A 14985-nucleotide genomic window follows, 5' to 3' on the forward strand; every position below is an offset into this window, starting at 1 on the left:
GTGACTTATTTTATATGTGAGCCAGTATTTGACTCAGAAAAAAGCGTATTACATGCCGTTGGTTTCTTTAACGAACAAATAACCTTTACTGCGCACAGTTTTAATACGTTTTGGATTTTCAGGATCATCGCCAATTTTTGGACGAATACGTGAAATACGCACGTCAATTGAACGGTCTTGACCATCATATTCAATGCCGCGTAGACGCTCAAAAATATCTTCACGAGATAAAATACGCCCTGCATTTGAAGCCAATAACCATAACAAGTCATATTCTGCGCTGGTGAAATCAACCAATTCACCATTTAAAGTTACAGAACGACCACCGTTATCAATCACTAAATCATCAAATTCAATGCGCTGTGCCACTTCATCTTCAGTCACTTTGTCGGTACGGCGCAATAAAGCACGAATACGCGCCAACAACACACGCGGCTGCACAGGTTTTGCAACATAGTCATCTGCACCCATTTCCAGACCTAGCACCTGATCCATATCTTCAGTACGCGCAGTCAGCATTAAAATCGGTTGATGATAATGTGGACGAACTTCACGACAAATGGTTAAACCATCGGCACCTGGTAACATCACATCAAGCACCACAAGGTCGGGCTGCTCGGCAATAATACGGCGAATCGCACGGTTGCCATCTGGTTCTACCCCAACTTCCAAACCATTGCGAATTAAGTATTCCTGCGTAAGTCGTGCAAGGCGTTCATCATCTTCAACAATTAAAATTTTTGGTAACTTTTCTTCTTGACTCATAACCTGTCCCTTTATTGGATTCGACCTATCCTTTTAAAATCTGAGAGATAGGTCTTGATATAATTTGCAATATACACACGTTTACATTGTAAACAAGATACTGTTCACCAAACTGATACATCTGCGTATTATTTTGTTATATTTTTATTAAGCATTGAATTTATAGCACTTTTCTAGTTTTGGTGATTTTTAAACATATTTAAGAAATATAAAGTTACAAAATGGGTATTTTTTGCACTAGATCAAGCCTTTGCCGCCTTTGGAAAAATTATCTCCTAACTTTTCAAGTTATCCACAAGGTTATCTATAAGCAGTTTTTCCGAGCTTTGCTATGCTATGCCCTTGCCCGATAAGGCTTATAGCCCAAAGGACAAAAAACGGTATTTTTGAGAACAATCTTAATTCCAAATCAGTCAAAATTTAAAAGAAAAAGTCAATATTGATCTACCCTCAATTTTCCCGTATCTTGTGTTCAATTCAATTTTAAACCACTAAGTCTTGTGTTTATTCCTCAATCACTGCGGCCTAAGTTTTGCCCAGTTTAATGGTCCATAAACATAACAATAGATGACAATGGAGCTATGCTGACATGAGCGTAATCACCTCAACCCCTGGTCAATTACAAGTGATTAAACGCACTGGTGATGTTGCCGCTTTTGATGCTGAAAAAATTGCAGTTGCAATTGGCAAAGCGTTTTTGGCTGTAGAAGGTCAACAAAGCGCCGATTCAAGCCGCATTCATGATCGGATCGAACAACTGACTGAAATGGTGTTGAACACATTCAACCGCCGTTTACCGTCTGGCGGAACTATTCACATTGAAGAAATTCAAGACCAAGTTGAACTTGCGCTCATGCGTACAGGCGAGCAAAAAGTTGCTCGTGCTTATGTCATCTACCGTGAACAACGCTCAGAAGCGCGTAAGCAAGCAGGTGAAAACCATCACCCGACGTTACAAGTGACTGATGCAAACGGTCAGCTTAAACCACTAGATTTAGGTGCGTTAAAAGCAACCGTGAATAAAGCGGCAGAAGGTTTAGAAGGCATTGATGTAGATGCCATCATTGATGAAACCGTGAAAAACCTCTACAACGGTGTAAAAGAGTCTGACATCTCAACCACCATGATGATGGCGACTCGTACCCGTATTGAGCAAGAGCCGAACTATACCTATGTGACTGCGCGTTTATTGCGTAATGACTTGGTAGCAACAGGCTTAGAATTTTTAGGTTTGGCAACAGATACACCTGAAGGCGAAGCATTAGAAACTTTCCTGAAAAAAGGTGTAGAACTTGATTTGCTTTCTGCAGACTTACTTGAGTTTGACCTTGCCAAACTTGCTGCAGCGATTCAGCCTGAACGCTCAAACCAGTTTACCTATTTAGGTCTGCAAACTTTATTTGACCGTTATTTCATTCACTCAGATGGCGTACGCTTTGAACTTCCACAATTGTTCTTTATGCGTGTGTCAATGGGTCTGGCGCTTAATGAAGATGACCGTGAAGCACGTGCAATCGAGTTCTATAACTTATTGTCTAGCTTCGACTACATGGCTTCTACGCCTACCCTGTTTAACTCAGGTACGCTACGTCCACAGTTATCAAGCTGTTACTTAACTACAATTTCTGATGACCTTTACAACATTTATGGTGCAATGCGTGACAACGCAATGCTGTCTAAATGGGCAGGTGGTTTAGGCAATGACTGGACGCCAGTACGTGCTTTGAACTCATACATCAAAGGAACAAACGGTAAATCTCAAGGTGTTGTTCCGTTCCTTAAAGTTGCTAACGATACAGCTGTTGCGGTCAACCAAGGTGGTAAGCGTAAAGGTGCGGTATGTGCGTACTTAGAAACTTGGCACTTAGACATCGAAGAATTCCTAGAGCTGCGTAAAAACACAGGGGATGACCGTCGTCGTACCCATGATATGAACACAGCCAACTGGGTACCTGACTTGTTCATGCAACGTGTCTTTGAAGATGCAGAATGGACATTGTTTACGCCATCTGAAACACCAGACTTGCACGACTTGACGGGCGAAGCTTTTGCTGAGCGTTATGCGTACTACGAAAGCATTGCCAAAGAAACTAACATGCTGCATAAAAAACTTCGTGCGAAGGACTTATGGCGCAAAATGTTGTCAATGTTGTTTGAAACAGGTCACCCGTGGATCACATTCAAAGACGTATGTAACTTACGTTCACCGCAACAACACGTTGGCGTAGTGCACTCATCTAACTTATGTACTGAAATTACCCTCAATACTAACCAAGATGAAATTGCGGTATGTAACTTGGGTTCAATCAACCTTGTGCAACACGTTCAAGGTGGTGTGTTAGACCGTGAAAAATTAGCACGTACTATTAAAACTGCAGTACGTATGCTCGACAACGTCATCGACATCAACTACTACGCTGTACCACAAGCACGCAATTCAAATTTGAAACATCGTCCTGTAGGTATGGGCATCATGGGCTTCCAAGATGCGCTTTATGAGATGAACTTGGCTTATGGTTCAGATGCTGCAGTTGAATTTGCCGATGAATCTATGGAAGTGATCAGCTACTACGCGATTCAAACGTCTAGCGACTTAGCGGTTGAGCGTGGTACTTACGAAACATTTAAAGGTTCATTGTGGGATCAAGGCATCTTACCAATTGACTCTTTAGACATTGTGGCGAAATCGCGTCCAGAACGTATGTTTGAAGTAGACCGTACACAGCGTTTGGATTGGGACAGCTTACGTGCCAAAGTTCAAAAAGATGGTATGCGTAACTCAAACGTGATGGCGATTGCTCCGACTGCAACCATTTCAAATATTTGTGGCGTTTCTCAGTCTATTGAGCCGACATTCCAAAACTTGTATGTGAAATCGAACTTGTCTGGTGAATTTACAGTAATCAACCCTTACCTCGTTCGTGCATTGAAAGAGCGTGATTTGTGGGATTCTGTGATGGTGAATGACCTGAAACACTTTGAAGGTTCAGTACAAAAAATTTCACGTATTCCTGAAGAATTGAAAGCGATTTTTGCGACTGCGTTTGAAGTTGAACCACGCTGGATTGTAGATGCAGCATCACGTCGTCAAAAATGGATTGATCAGGCGCAATCGTTGAACTTGTATATTGCAGGTGCAAACGGTAAGAAACTTGACCTGACTTATAAAATGGCATGGTTACGTGGTCTGAAAACGACTTATTACCTACGTGCATTGGGTGCAACGTCTGCAGAGAAATCGACCATTAACACGGGCGCATTGAACGCAGTAAAACCTGCAACAGTAACAGCAGCCCCTGTGGCAGCCGTTACACCAGAAGCGTCTGCAGCTGTTGATGAAGATTTTGCTCAAGCAGCACCAGTGCCAATGGCATGTAGTATTGATAATCCTGATTGTGAGGCTTGTCAGTAAAATAAATAACTAGAAGTCAGAAAACATTATTAGCTACCTACGTGGCAAATAATGTGACTCTAGTAGATGTTTTTACTAGCACATCGCCATGAAAGTAGCTTCTTACAATATAAATGGAGCTATCGTGAGCTTATTAATCATTACATTTTTACTAGCTTTAGCTGATATTTTAAACAGTTGTGCAAATTTAGTAGAAGCAACATCAAGCCTTTTGCTAGCGATTAATATTCTGTTAGAGAATGAGTTAGTAACAAAATTATTGAGTTCAACTTTTAATTTATAAGATTTTTTGGTTGTCTTAAAACTTAGGGCAACCAATCCAGTTGAATAACCAAGGAAATCACCATGCCACACATGACCCACAACTATATGTTAGGACTCGCGGTCTTGCTGGTTTCCTTTGTAGTGTTGTTTTACGCACCGATTGCTTACTTTTGGGTACAAGCGGCAAAACAACAACGAAAGCAAAATAAGTCGTGAGCAAATTGGTCGGAATGTACATTTTTCAGACCAAGATGAGCAAAACTTAATTTTGCTTTCACAAATTAAGCGTATATTAAGACATCTCAGCGTAGCTGGATGTCCATAAAAGATATAAAGCAACGAAGAGAGAATTGATATGTCTATCCTAAGTTGGGACGATTTCGAAGATGATTCGCAAAAACCGGCTGCTCCTGAACACAAGTCTGCGCCCGTCGAGCCGCAAAAAGCGCATGATACGCAGATGGTATCTCATGCAGAGCAACCACAGACGACTGTGGCAGCTGCACAACCCGCTGCAGCCCCTAGAAGTAGAACAACAGATTCAACCGATCCGTTGGCAAGAGCATCTAACGCTCTAGATCAATTGGACGTTGCTCCTGGTCTTGAAGAACTGGAAATGGGTGCATCGCGCGTACAGGTTGATGATAAAGCCATGATCAACTGTCGTGCAGACTTAAACCAGCTTGTACCGTTCAAATACGAATGGGCATGGCAAAAATATCTAGATGGTTGTGCAAACCACTGGATGCCGCAAGAAGTCAACATGAACCACGACATCGCGTTGTGGAAGTCTGAAAATGGCTTAACTGAAGATGAGCGCACCATTGTTATGCGTTCACTTGGTTTCTTCTCTACCGCAGACTCATTGGTTGCTAATAACTTGGTATTGGCTATTTATCGCCACATTACCAACCCAGAATGCCGCCAGTACATTTTGCGTCAAGCCTTTGAAGAAGCGATTCACACTCACGCTTACCAGTACTGCATCGAATCTTTAGGTATGGATGAAGGCGAAGTCTTCAATATGTACCGCGAAGTACCATCGGTTGCACGTAAAGCAGCATGGGGCTTGAAGTACACGCAATCTTTAAGCGATCCTACTTTCAAAACAGGTACACCTGAAAACGACCAAATTTTGCTACGCAACTTAATCGCATTCTATTGTGTACTTGAAGGTATTTTCTTCTACTGCGGTTTCAGCCAAATCTTGTCGATGGGTCGTCGTAACAAAATGAATGGTGTTGCAGAGCAATTCCAGTACATTTTACGTGATGAATCTATGCACTTGAACTTTGGTATCGACATGATTAACCAAATCAAGATTGAGAACCCGCACTTGTGGACTGCAGAATTCCAGCAAGAAGTGATTCAAATGATTCTTGAAGGCACGATGCTTGAAATTGAATATGCACGTGACACTATGCCACGTGGTGTATTGGGCATGAACGCAGGTATGATGGAAGAATATTTGAAATTCATCTGTAACCGTCGTTTAAGTCAGCTCGGTTTACCTGAACAGTTTGTTGGCGTAAACAACCCGTTCCAATGGATGTCTGAAATGATGGACTTGCGTAAAGAGAAGAACTTCTTTGAAACGCGTGTGACTGATTATCAGACGGGCGGTGCGTTGAGCTGGTAATACAGCGCTGCGTCACTCGATACATATGCTGTCATTGTGCGACACATGAGTTGTCATTGAGAAAACCGCCATTCATGGCGGTTTTTTTAAAGATTCGACCTAGTATTTAATGGCTTGGTTATACAAACACATAACACTATGCTTTATTTAATTTATTTATTTTTTAAAATTTCCACAAACTTTTAAAAATCGTTATCTTACAAAATATTTATACAACAAAGTCTTTTTTTACTTCTTTTGTTCATTATGAGAATAGGACAATAATCTAACACCCCAAAAACGACAAAAAACAAAATAAAAAAAGGCGCATCACGCGCCTTTTTTATTCAGACTGCTCACATTTAAGCAGGAATACGCAACACTTGACCAGGGAAAATGTCATCGGCATTTTTTAGTAATGGACGGTTAGCTTCAAAGATTTTGTTGTATTGGTTGGCATCCCCATAAAATTCTTTAGAAATTTTAGATAAGGTATCGCCTGATTTTACTGTATAGAACTTGCTTTCTGGTTCTGGGGTTGCAACTGTGAGTTGATCATCTACTTGTGCAACATGGTCAATATTACCCACTGCAAGAATAATTTTTTCACGGTCTGCCTGACTGTTGACCTGTCCACGCACTGTCGCTAAGTCAGTAGTTGCGTTATAACTCACCGATAAACCTGTCACAGGTAAGCCTAAACTTTTCACATGCCCCAAAAGTTTATTGGCAATTTCTTGTGCTGATGGTTCTGCAGGTGTGCTTGGTGCAGCTTGTGGCTCTGCAGGTGCTGTATTTTTCTTACCAATCCCTTTTACAAAATCAAAAAGACCCATGAGGTACTCCTATTTTTTTCTGCTGTTATAAAGCGTCGCTCACTTACATAAGCACGTTTCTGTTCTCATTCATTTATAACTAAAAAAATAAGCGACTTCGGTTGTGATTAGACACTAGCCTGGTAACAAAATGTAAGCTACATCACACATTTAACAAAATGCGCCTTTTTCATATTCGATTGTAAAAACGACAGCGCATAAAAAAGCCACCTTGCGGTGGCTTTCATTTCAGCAGAGCTGAAATCAACAATTAACCAAGTTTTTTAGTTACGTAGTCGATTGCTGATTGAACTGTTGTGATTTCGTTAGAATCTTCGTCTGGGATTGTGATGTCAAAATCGTTTTCGAAAGACATTACAAGCTCTACTAAGTCTAAAGAGTCAGCACCTAAGTCATCCATAAAAGATGCTTCGTTTTTGATTTCTTCAGCTTTAAGACCAAGTTGTTCTGCAACCGCTTGTTTAACGCGTTGTTCGATATCGCTCACAGGAATTCTCCTCATTGCTTGTGGCGTTTTTAATGCCGTTAGTTTAATTGAATCTATAAAATTTTGAAAGTTTATACTTGAGCTTAGCTCATGTATAAACCACCATTTACGTGTAACACTGTACCAGTGATGTAACCAGCTTTGTCAGAAGCCAAGAAACTCACTGCATTTGCGATATCTTGTGGATCACCTAAACGGTTTAATGCCACTTGCTCACTCATTTTTTTGCGAATTTCTTCACTTAGCTGATCTGTCATTTCAGTTGCAATAAAGCCCGGAGCAACCGAGTTTACTGTAATTTGACGACTGCCCATTTCTTTGGCAAGGCTACGGCTGAATGCTTCAATACCGGCTTTTGCCGCAGAATAGTTCGCTTGTCCTGGGTTCGCAAAATGTGCTACCACAGAACTAATATTAATAATGCGTCCAAAACGTGCTTTGGTCATGCCCTTCAAGACACGTTTAGATAAACGGTAAACTGCCTTTAAGTGAATGTTGAGAATGTCATCCCAATCATCTTCTGACATACGCAGTAACAAATTATCTTTGGTAATGCCCGCATTGTTAACTAAAACCAAAACTGAACCATAGCTTTGTTCAATTTCAGAAACCAATGCATCAATGGCTGCACCATCACGGACATCCAATACTTTACCTGCACCGTTTTCTGCAAAACTTGCCGATAATTTTTCTGCGCCCGCTTCAGAAGTGGCAGTACCTACCACAAAAAAACCGTCTTGAATGAGTTGCTGAGCGATGGCTGCACCAATCCCTCGGCTTGCACCTGTGACTAATGCAACTTTACGTTCTTGTGTCATGCAATTTTCCCTTCTGCCACTAAAATGGCATTTAGTGCATCTTCCATACGACTTTGTGTGTCGAGTGGGAATGCTTTTTCGATATTCGGTAAACGTTTCGCAAGATTCGCCAATACGTTGCCTGGGCCACATTCCACGATATATTCAATACCCTGATCTTGTAGGTATTGCATGGTTTGTGTCCACTGCACCGATTGGTACAATTGCGCAGTGAGTGCCTGACCTAATTGCGCAACATCTGCCGCGATTCCAGCGTTGACATTTTGTATTACAGGAATACGCGGTAGCTCAATGGCAGTTTGTTCCAAAGCTTGTGCAAACTGTTCGGCAGCAGGTTTCATCAATGAACAGTGTGAAGGTACAGATACAGGCAGGGCAATGGCTTTACCGCCATTTTCTTTGGCCAATGCCATTACTGCTTCGACTAAAGTTTTATCGCCTGCAATAACCACTTGCCCTTGTGCATTGTAGTTGGCTGCTTCTACCGAGCCACGACCTTGCACATTCACTTGTTCACATAGCTCAAGCACTTTGGCATCTTCAAGGCCTAAAATGGCAGCCATTGCGCCCTGACCTTGTGGCACAGCGTTTTGCATTAATTTGCCGCGCAAGTTTACCAGTTTAACGGCATCGCCCAAGCTCAAGCTGCCTGCAGCTACTAATGCGCTGTATTCGCCCAATGAGTGTCCTGCCAAATATTTTGGTGCAACACCACCCAACTCTAACCACACACGCCATAAAGCGATACTTGCAGTGAGTAATACAGGCTGAGTAAATTCTGTTTGGTCTAAACCTTCACCACTTTGTGCAATGTGCCATAAGTCAAAGCCAATCGCTTCAGAGGCTTCTGCAAATGTTTCGCGCACACCGCTAAACTGTTCTGCAAGCTCAGCCAACATGCCGGCTTTTTGTGAGCCTTGACCAGGAAAGACAAATGCAGTTTTAGTGGCTTGAGCTGCTTGCTCGAGTCGTTTAGCAGACATAAAAAATCCTTTAATTAAGATGCGCAAATTGTAGTTTTTTGCAGCTACAACCCACACCTTCTCATGTAAGCTCAGTTATGGAGCGGAAATTTAACACTTAATTTTGTTTTTAGTAATTGCCAAATACAACAAAAATCGGGCACAAAAAAAGGGAGCTTACGCTCCCATTTTTTCTACTAAGCTTGACGCTTAATACATCACCAATTATTCAGCATCTGCTTTAGCGAATAATTGACGACCACGGTAGAAACCATCTTTAGTTACGTGGTGACGACGATGAGTTTCACCAGTAGCTTGGTCTACAGTTAATGCATTCTCGGTTAAAGCGTCATGTGAACGGCGCATGTCACGGCGAGAGCGACTTTTACGGTTTTGCTGAACGGCCATGATGGCTCCTTACAAAGATCGAAAAAATGGATCAGAACAAATTGAGTTGTCTTAACTAAAAATTATAACATAATTTTCAGTTAAGTTTACCTTTCAAACTTGCCAAAACATCAAACGGATTATCACGTTTTTCTTCGGCAATGTTCTGAATGGCAGGTTGATGCTTATGCTCGCAAGCGTCATGCTTAGGAGATAAAGGCAACAACAATAACAATTCATCTTCTATAAGTGACAGTAAATTAGCCGTCGCAGGCGAATCATAATCGCCTTTGGTGGTGGCTTCACTTTCACCTAATACAATGAAATCAGCATCCTCATCCAAGCGCTCTATCAGTGACTCATCATCCACAAGAGCTAGATGAAAATCTGAAACGAGGTCTATTTCTACAGAACCCAAGCAGCGTTGGCATTCCATTGGAACTCTCGTTTCAATATGACCATCTAGCCATACAATGCGATGATACGCATCCATTGATAGCTTACAGTCTATGTTAACCAATTGATCATCAATTGATCCAACAGCTTCACGGGCGATACGAGCAAAGCGAGACAATGGCAGGTTACCTGACCATGTAAAGCCCTGTTCAGCCCATTTAAACGGCTCAATCTGTGCCGGAAAGGTATTTGCTGACATAATTAAGGCGGCAATTCTACAAATTCATCAGTACTCTGTCAAAGATTAAGATACAATTTTGTACTTATTTAGACAGACCAATTTTGGGTAACACAGTCATGCATCTGTTGCAGCCGCAAACAGAAGTGAATTTTTCATCACTTGTGAGCACACTTCCAACCACCAATTCTGACACTTCGCCCCCCCAAGTGCAACTCTCGGACTGGGCAAAACTCAATACAGAAACGGAACAGGTGGACTGGCTCATCTTACACTTTAATCACTGGTTTTCCCACCTAAATGTGAACTTGGTCAAAGGTGATTTTGAACCTGAGTACTTTCCTGCCACGGCAACACAGCCTGCACGTATTCAATTTGCACATGGTTTCTTTAATAGCGCTTTACATGAAATTAGCCATTGGAGCATCGCAGGCGAACAACGACGTTTACTGCCAGACTTAGGCTATTGGTATGCTCCCGATGGTCGTACTCAGGAACAACAAGCCTTATTTGAACAGGTTGAAATTAAACCTCAAGCCATTGAATGGCTGTTTGCTCAAGCGTTTGGACGAAAATTCCGTGTATCTTTAGATAACCTGACCGGTGAAGGTGGAGATGGCCGCACATTTAAAGACAATGTCTTTGCCCAAGTGCAGCGTTATTTTAACGGAGAAGCCAAATTACCACGCGATGCAAAACGCTTTATTGAATGTATTTGTTACTGCACCCGAGGTGGCAAAACATTACAAATTGCAGAGTTTGAACGAAAAAATTTGGATTAAATGTAATAAAGCACAAGGCAATGATTGCAACTGACATCAATCCCCTTTCATAATGAGCCTAACGTCACATTTACGCTACTGAGGAATTCATATGTTGCATTTAAGAGTACATCCTGAAAATCCACAGCCGCGTCTAATCAGCCAAGCGGTTGAACGCATACGCGCAGGCGATGTGGTGGTCTATCCAACCGATGCTGCTTATGCGATTGGTTGCCAAATTGGTAATAAAAACGCGATGGAGCGCATTTCACAAATTCGTGGTTTAGGCGCAAAACACCAATACGCCATTATTTGTGCCGATTTATCGGATATTGCCACCTACGCCAAAGTGGACAATGCCATGTATCGTCTGCTGAAAAACAATACGCCTGCGGTCACCACATTTATTTTACCTGCGACCAGTGAAGTTCCGCGTCGCTTGATGCATCCCAATAAAAAAACCATTGGTTTGCGTATTCCAAGCAACCCCATTTGTCGCATGCTGCTTAAAGAATTAGGCGAACCTTTACTGACCAGCACCCTGATTTTACCGGGGCAAGAAGACCCTTTAGATGATCCATACGAGATTGATCTACAACTCAACAAACGTATTGATGTACTGATTGATGGTGGCTTAGGCACACTCAGCACCACCAGTATTATTGATTTATCGGGCGACAACCCGCAAATTGTGCGTCGTGGTGTGGGAGATGTGAGTGCTTTTGAATAAGCATTCACCACCTGCAAAGCGATTGACAGCACTACGGTTTAAAAGCCTTACTTGCACGAATTAAACCCATGACTTTATTTCAGGTATTGTTAAATTTGCAGCAGTTTTCGGATGAGATGCACATTTATGTGCAACATCCGTGGACGCTAGAGTCCGATGCAATCGTGTGTTCCCAAACTGCATTCACAGCAACAATACCTGAACCTCCCGATTCTTATACTTACTTTTTAGATGCAGCACTATGTAAAGCACTTTTAGCGCAATCGCAAACTCGTAATCTGTGTTTACAAGACAGCTGCATGGCAATGATTGAATACGCATTACAGAATAAAACAGAAATAAATACTTAAAGATTGAATGAGTTAATTTTTACAACTTGCCTTAAATCTCCCTCAATCCCGATTTATTTTAGGCTTTTTTTGATATTTGGTCGTAGAACAGATTTATTTCAATCACGATATCCTTTAGACTAGCCGCTATTAATTCTGAGCTATTTCTCCATCTCCTTCTTATCTGAAGCGGAAATAGCATTTGCATGCTTTTGAAAATTCGCGTGGCCCAACACTGTAATGAATCAATCCCTCCACAATGCGATGGAACCTGCCCAACACATTCGTGTGTTAGATGAGTGGCAAGAGTCGATTCCTGAGGATTTGTATATTCCTCCTGCAGCATTTGAAATTCTGTTAGAGCATTTCGAAGGACCACTCGACTTTTTAATTTACCTGATTCAAAAAAATGGCTTCGATTTACTTCAGTTAGATATTGCCCCGATTGCATCGCAATATTTGTCGTATATGGATGCCATGAAATCGCTAAATATTGAACTGACTGCCGATTATATGGTGATGGCGGCATTACTGGCCGATTTAAAATCCCGCCTATTGTTGCCTAAACCTGCCAGTATCAGCAGCATTGAAAAAGACCCAAAACAAGAGCTGATTGACCGTTTAGAAACCTATTTAAGAGTCAAACAAGCAGCTGAACGCTTGGGGCAAATGCCTGTTTTAGAACGCGATACTTTTGCTACCAATGTTAGCTTAGGGCATACCGCAGTCAATAATGTTGGCTATGCAGCCGATCAATTACGTGATGCCTTGTTCTGCATTTTTAATCGTCCTGAACCTGTCACCCATCAAATTTTGCAAGAACCTGTTTTACTTGAAGAACGGATTGCATTTATTGAAGCCAAACTCGCATCGGGTGAAGTACTGAGTTTTGATGCGTTGCTAAAACCAAGTCAGGGACGCATGGGCATGGTTGTGACCTTTATGGCGATTTTAGAACTGACTCGCCAGCAGAAGGTATGCATTGTGAGCAGTGGTATTGAAGCACCATTGAGTATTCAAGGGGCGCAGGCATGAACTCAGAACAGATTGTTTCAAACCTGTCTGAAGGTGAGCAACAGCATGAATTGCTAATGCAACTTGAAGCTATTATTTTTGCCAGTGATAGCGCAGTGTCTTTGGCGCGCCTAAAAGAAGCCTTTCAGGATAAATATAGCAAAACACAATTACGTCAGTTTTTACAACAACTTGCCATGCTACAACATGGTCGCTCGATTGAACTGATCGAAACCGCTCAAGGTTTTCGTTTTCAGGTACGGGCAAAGTATCGTACAATTATTACACAGGTGTGGCCTGAACGTCCGACTAGACTTTCACCCTCTATGCTGGAAATATTGGCCGTGATTGCCTACCACCAGCCTGTGACCCGTGCAGATATTGAACAAATTCGCGGAGTATCAAACAATAGTCAAATTTTACGTACATTGTTTGACTGGAACTGGATTAAGGAATCTGGCTTTCGAGAACTCCCAGGAAGACCTGCGTTGTTAGTTACAACGCCCCAATTTTTAAATGCGTTTGGCTTGAATTCCTTAAGCCAATTGCCTCCCCTACAGGATGCCAAGGAAGCTTTCATGGCACTCGATGCATCTGCGTCTGTGTCTTGAATAGGTAAACTGTTGATGATCATTTCTAAGGTTGTGCTGTCATGAGTGAAAAGTTGCAAAAGGTACTCGCACGAGTAGGCTTGGGTTCTCGCCGTTATATGGAAGAAGTCATTGCCGCTGGTCGTGTGAGTGTCAACGGCCAAGTTGCCCAAGTGGGTGAACGAATCGAACCAGGTGATGAGCTTCGCATCGATGGTCGTAAAGTTCAGTTCCAAATTGAAGATGAAATTCGTCGTCGTGTTCTGATTTATTACAAACCAGAAGGCGAAATTTGCTCACGCAATGACCCAGAACAGCGCCCAACTGTATTTGACAACCTACCTGCAATTGCAAATGATCGCTGGGTGATGGTTGGTCGTCTGGATATTAACTCGACAGGCTTATTGTTATTTACCAATGATGGTGAACTCGCCAACCGTTTAATGCACCCATCTAACGAAATTGAACGTGAATATGCGGTTCGCGTTATGGGTGAAGTGACGCCACAACTGAAAAACAACATGCTGCGCGGTGTCGTGCTAGATGACGGCCCTGCCAAGTTTGAATCTTTCTCTGAAATTGGCGGTGATGGTATTAACCGCTGGTATCAAGTGGTGGTTAAAGAAGGTCGTAACCGTGAGGTTCGCCGTATTTTTGAATCACAAGGTTTGAAAGTCAGCCGCTTATTACGTACTCGTTACGGTACCGTCATTTTACCGCGTGAATTGCGTACAGGTCGCTGGATGGAATTAGATAAAAATGACATCGACAACCTTGCCAAAGCGGTAGAACTTAAACCACGTCAAGGCACAGGTTTGTATGGCATGGCAAAACGCCGCAATGAACGTATGCAGGAAAAACCATTAGCAGCACGTCGTGGTGGTTTCTTGCGTCAGCAACGTCGTGACACCGAAGAAGCTGCACAAAACACAGGTTTTGCACCACGTGAATCACGCCAAGAAGGTAACAGTTACGGCAACCGTGAGCGTCGTGAAGGCAACCAATATGCTCAGCGTGAACGCCGTCAGGATGGCAACAGCTACGGTAACCGTGACTATCGTCAAGAAGGTAATAGCTACGGCAACCGTGAACGTCGCCAAGACGGCAACAGCTACGGCAATCGTGAACAGCGCCAAGACGGTAACAGTTTTGGCAACCGTGAACGCCGTGAAGAAAATGCACCACGTAAACCATTTGGCAATAAAAGCTTTAAAAAGTTTTAAGCTTTCTATATCAAAACTGAAAACTTAATGTCTTGTCCTGAAATAGATTGACAGTATTCCACTTCAAACCGAGTTAAGCAATTAGCTCGGTTTTAGTTTGCTCATACATCTGATTCGGGGTGTTCATATTTAAACTTAAATGTGGTCTATAGCAA

16 protein-coding genes and 1 pseudogene are annotated in these 14985 nt (G+C 42.2%); 10 read left to right on the forward strand and 7 right to left on the reverse strand.

The window, feature by feature from the left end:
• Positions 1 to 48: 48 nt before the first annotated feature.
• Positions 49 to 765: a response regulator transcription factor BfmR gene (gene bfmR, locus FTT71_RS02700; RefSeq protein WP_096902057.1), complete on the reverse strand. Its 717-nt coding sequence runs from the start codon at positions 763 to 765 to the stop codon at positions 49 to 51.
• A 589-nt stretch (positions 766 to 1354) separates the two neighbouring features.
• On the opposite strand from bfmR, the gene FTT71_RS02705 reads away from it, so the two are divergent.
• The 4 genes from FTT71_RS02705 (at position 1355) to FTT71_RS02715 (ending at position 6080) form a co-directional block, all read left to right on the forward strand.
• Complete coding sequence (locus FTT71_RS02705) at positions 1355 to 4177, forward strand: ribonucleoside-diphosphate reductase subunit alpha (protein ID WP_180051977.1); 2823 nt, start codon at positions 1355 to 1357, stop codon at positions 4175 to 4177.
• An 88-nt stretch (positions 4178 to 4265) separates the two neighbouring features.
• A complete protein-coding gene (locus FTT71_RS02710) occupies positions 4266 to 4460 on the forward strand; it encodes a hypothetical protein (RefSeq protein ID WP_179988535.1) in 195 nt (64 codons plus the stop codon).
• A gap of 62 nt (positions 4461 to 4522) precedes the next feature.
• Positions 4523 to 4657 carry a hypothetical protein gene (locus FTT71_RS13285; RefSeq protein WP_004972322.1) on the forward strand — a complete coding sequence of 45 codons (135 nt, stop codon included), beginning with the start codon at positions 4523 to 4525 and terminating at the stop codon, positions 4655 to 4657.
• A 139-nt stretch (positions 4658 to 4796) separates the two neighbouring features.
• Positions 4797 to 6080 (forward strand): ribonucleotide-diphosphate reductase subunit beta, encoded by a 1284-nt coding sequence (locus FTT71_RS02715; protein WP_178319240.1) that lies wholly within the window; start codon positions 4797 to 4799, stop codon positions 6078 to 6080.
• Positions 6081 to 6421: 341 nt separating this feature from the next.
• On the opposite strand, the gene lysM is transcribed toward FTT71_RS02715, so the two are convergent.
• The 6 genes from lysM to FTT71_RS02745 all read right to left on the reverse strand — a co-directional run bounded on the left by lysM (position 6422) and on the right by FTT71_RS02745 (position 10204).
• Positions 6422 to 6895, reverse strand: a complete 474-nt coding sequence (lysM, locus tag FTT71_RS02720) for a peptidoglycan-binding protein LysM (RefSeq protein WP_004972325.1) — start codon at positions 6893 to 6895, stop codon at positions 6422 to 6424.
• Between the two features lie 250 nt (positions 6896 to 7145).
• The gene (gene acpP, locus FTT71_RS02725) at positions 7146 to 7382 is read right to left on the reverse strand and encodes an acyl carrier protein (protein ID WP_001279871.1); all 237 of its coding nucleotides are present in this window, start codon (positions 7380 to 7382) and stop codon (positions 7146 to 7148) included.
• An 83-nt stretch (positions 7383 to 7465) separates the two neighbouring features.
• Positions 7466 to 8200 carry a 3-oxoacyl-ACP reductase FabG gene (gene fabG / locus FTT71_RS02730; protein WP_004972328.1) on the reverse strand — a complete coding sequence of 245 codons (735 nt, stop codon included), beginning with the start codon at positions 8198 to 8200 and terminating at the stop codon, positions 7466 to 7468.
• Positions 8197 to 9183 carry an ACP S-malonyltransferase gene (fabD, locus tag FTT71_RS02735; RefSeq protein WP_096902067.1) on the reverse strand — a complete coding sequence of 329 codons (987 nt, stop codon included), beginning with the start codon at positions 9181 to 9183 and terminating at the stop codon, positions 8197 to 8199. The genes fabG and fabD overlap by 4 nt, the downstream gene beginning before the upstream one ends.
• Before the next feature lie 204 nt (positions 9184 to 9387).
• Entirely contained in the window at positions 9388 to 9570 is a 183-nt protein-coding gene (gene rpmF, locus FTT71_RS02740; protein WP_004972331.1) for a 50S ribosomal protein L32, read from the reverse strand.
• 76 nt (positions 9571 to 9646) lie between these two features.
• On the reverse strand, positions 9647 to 10204 hold the full coding sequence (locus FTT71_RS02745; RefSeq protein ID WP_131260705.1) for a DUF177 domain-containing protein: 558 nt from the start codon (positions 10202 to 10204) through the stop codon (positions 9647 to 9649).
• 98 nt (positions 10205 to 10302) lie between these two features.
• Between FTT71_RS02745 and FTT71_RS02750 the strand changes: the two genes are divergently transcribed.
• The 6 genes and pseudogenes from FTT71_RS02750 to rluB all read left to right on the forward strand — a co-directional run.
• The gene (locus FTT71_RS02750) at positions 10303 to 10965 is read left to right on the forward strand and encodes an elongation factor P hydroxylase (protein WP_154320993.1); all 663 of its coding nucleotides are present in this window, start codon (positions 10303 to 10305) and stop codon (positions 10963 to 10965) included.
• 91 nt (positions 10966 to 11056) lie between these two features.
• Positions 11057 to 11674 carry an L-threonylcarbamoyladenylate synthase gene (locus tag FTT71_RS02755; protein ID WP_004972336.1) on the forward strand — a complete coding sequence of 206 codons (618 nt, stop codon included), beginning with the start codon at positions 11057 to 11059 and terminating at the stop codon, positions 11672 to 11674.
• A gap of 68 nt (positions 11675 to 11742) precedes the next feature.
• On the forward strand, positions 11743 to 12024 hold the full coding sequence (locus tag FTT71_RS02760; protein ID WP_004972337.1) for a hypothetical protein: 282 nt from the start codon (positions 11743 to 11745) through the stop codon (positions 12022 to 12024).
• A gap of 219 nt (positions 12025 to 12243) precedes the next feature.
• A complete protein-coding gene (locus FTT71_RS02765; protein WP_180158696.1) occupies positions 12244 to 13038 on the forward strand; it encodes a ScpA family protein in 795 nt (264 codons plus the stop codon).
• A complete protein-coding gene (gene scpB / locus FTT71_RS02770) occupies positions 13035 to 13628 on the forward strand; it encodes an SMC-Scp complex subunit ScpB (RefSeq protein ID WP_168525103.1) in 594 nt (197 codons plus the stop codon). The genes FTT71_RS02765 and scpB overlap by 4 nt, the downstream gene beginning before the upstream one ends.
• Before the next feature lie 41 nt (positions 13629 to 13669).
• Positions 13670 to 14542, forward strand: a pseudogene (gene rluB, locus FTT71_RS02775) (23S rRNA pseudouridine(2605) synthase RluB); the annotation flags it as partial.
• Between the last annotated feature and the right edge of the window lie 443 nt (positions 14543 to 14985).

This window comes from Acinetobacter sp. YH01004, assembly GCF_013420455.1.
In the GTDB taxonomy this organism is placed as follows: Bacteria; Pseudomonadota; Gammaproteobacteria; order Pseudomonadales; family Moraxellaceae; genus Acinetobacter; species Acinetobacter towneri.

Excerpts from the sequence above, each read along its gene's own strand:
- bfmR (WP_096902057.1), bottom strand. The coding sequence starts at position 765 with ATGAGTCAAGAAGAAAAGTTACCAAAAATTTTAATTGTTGAAGATGAT.
- FTT71_RS02705 (WP_180051977.1), top strand. The coding sequence starts at position 1,355 with ATGAGCGTAATCACCTCAACCCCTGGTCAATTACAAGTGATTAAACGC.
- FTT71_RS02710 (WP_179988535.1), top strand. The coding sequence starts at position 4,266 with ATGAAAGTAGCTTCTTACAATATAAATGGAGCTATCGTGAGCTTATTA.
- FTT71_RS13285 (WP_004972322.1), top strand. The coding sequence starts at position 4,523 with ATGCCACACATGACCCACAACTATATGTTAGGACTCGCGGTCTTGCTG.
- FTT71_RS02715 (WP_178319240.1), top strand. The coding sequence starts at position 4,797 with ATGTCTATCCTAAGTTGGGACGATTTCGAAGATGATTCGCAAAAACCG.
- lysM (WP_004972325.1), bottom strand. The coding sequence starts at position 6,895 with ATGGGTCTTTTTGATTTTGTAAAAGGGATTGGTAAGAAAAATACAGCA.
- fabG (WP_004972328.1), bottom strand. The coding sequence starts at position 8,200 with ATGACACAAGAACGTAAAGTTGCATTAGTCACAGGTGCAAGCCGAGGG.
- fabD (WP_096902067.1), bottom strand. The coding sequence starts at position 9,183 with ATGTCTGCTAAACGACTCGAGCAAGCAGCTCAAGCCACTAAAACTGCA.
- rpmF (WP_004972331.1), bottom strand. The coding sequence starts at position 9,570 with ATGGCCGTTCAGCAAAACCGTAAAAGTCGCTCTCGCCGTGACATGCGC.
- FTT71_RS02745 (WP_131260705.1), bottom strand. The coding sequence starts at position 10,204 with ATGTCAGCAAATACCTTTCCGGCACAGATTGAGCCGTTTAAATGGGCT.
- FTT71_RS02750 (WP_154320993.1), top strand. The coding sequence starts at position 10,303 with ATGCATCTGTTGCAGCCGCAAACAGAAGTGAATTTTTCATCACTTGTG.
- FTT71_RS02755 (WP_004972336.1), top strand. The coding sequence starts at position 11,057 with ATGTTGCATTTAAGAGTACATCCTGAAAATCCACAGCCGCGTCTAATC.
- FTT71_RS02760 (WP_004972337.1), top strand. The coding sequence starts at position 11,743 with ATGACTTTATTTCAGGTATTGTTAAATTTGCAGCAGTTTTCGGATGAG.
- FTT71_RS02765 (WP_180158696.1), top strand. The coding sequence starts at position 12,244 with ATGAATCAATCCCTCCACAATGCGATGGAACCTGCCCAACACATTCGT.
- scpB (WP_168525103.1), top strand. The coding sequence starts at position 13,035 with ATGAACTCAGAACAGATTGTTTCAAACCTGTCTGAAGGTGAGCAACAG.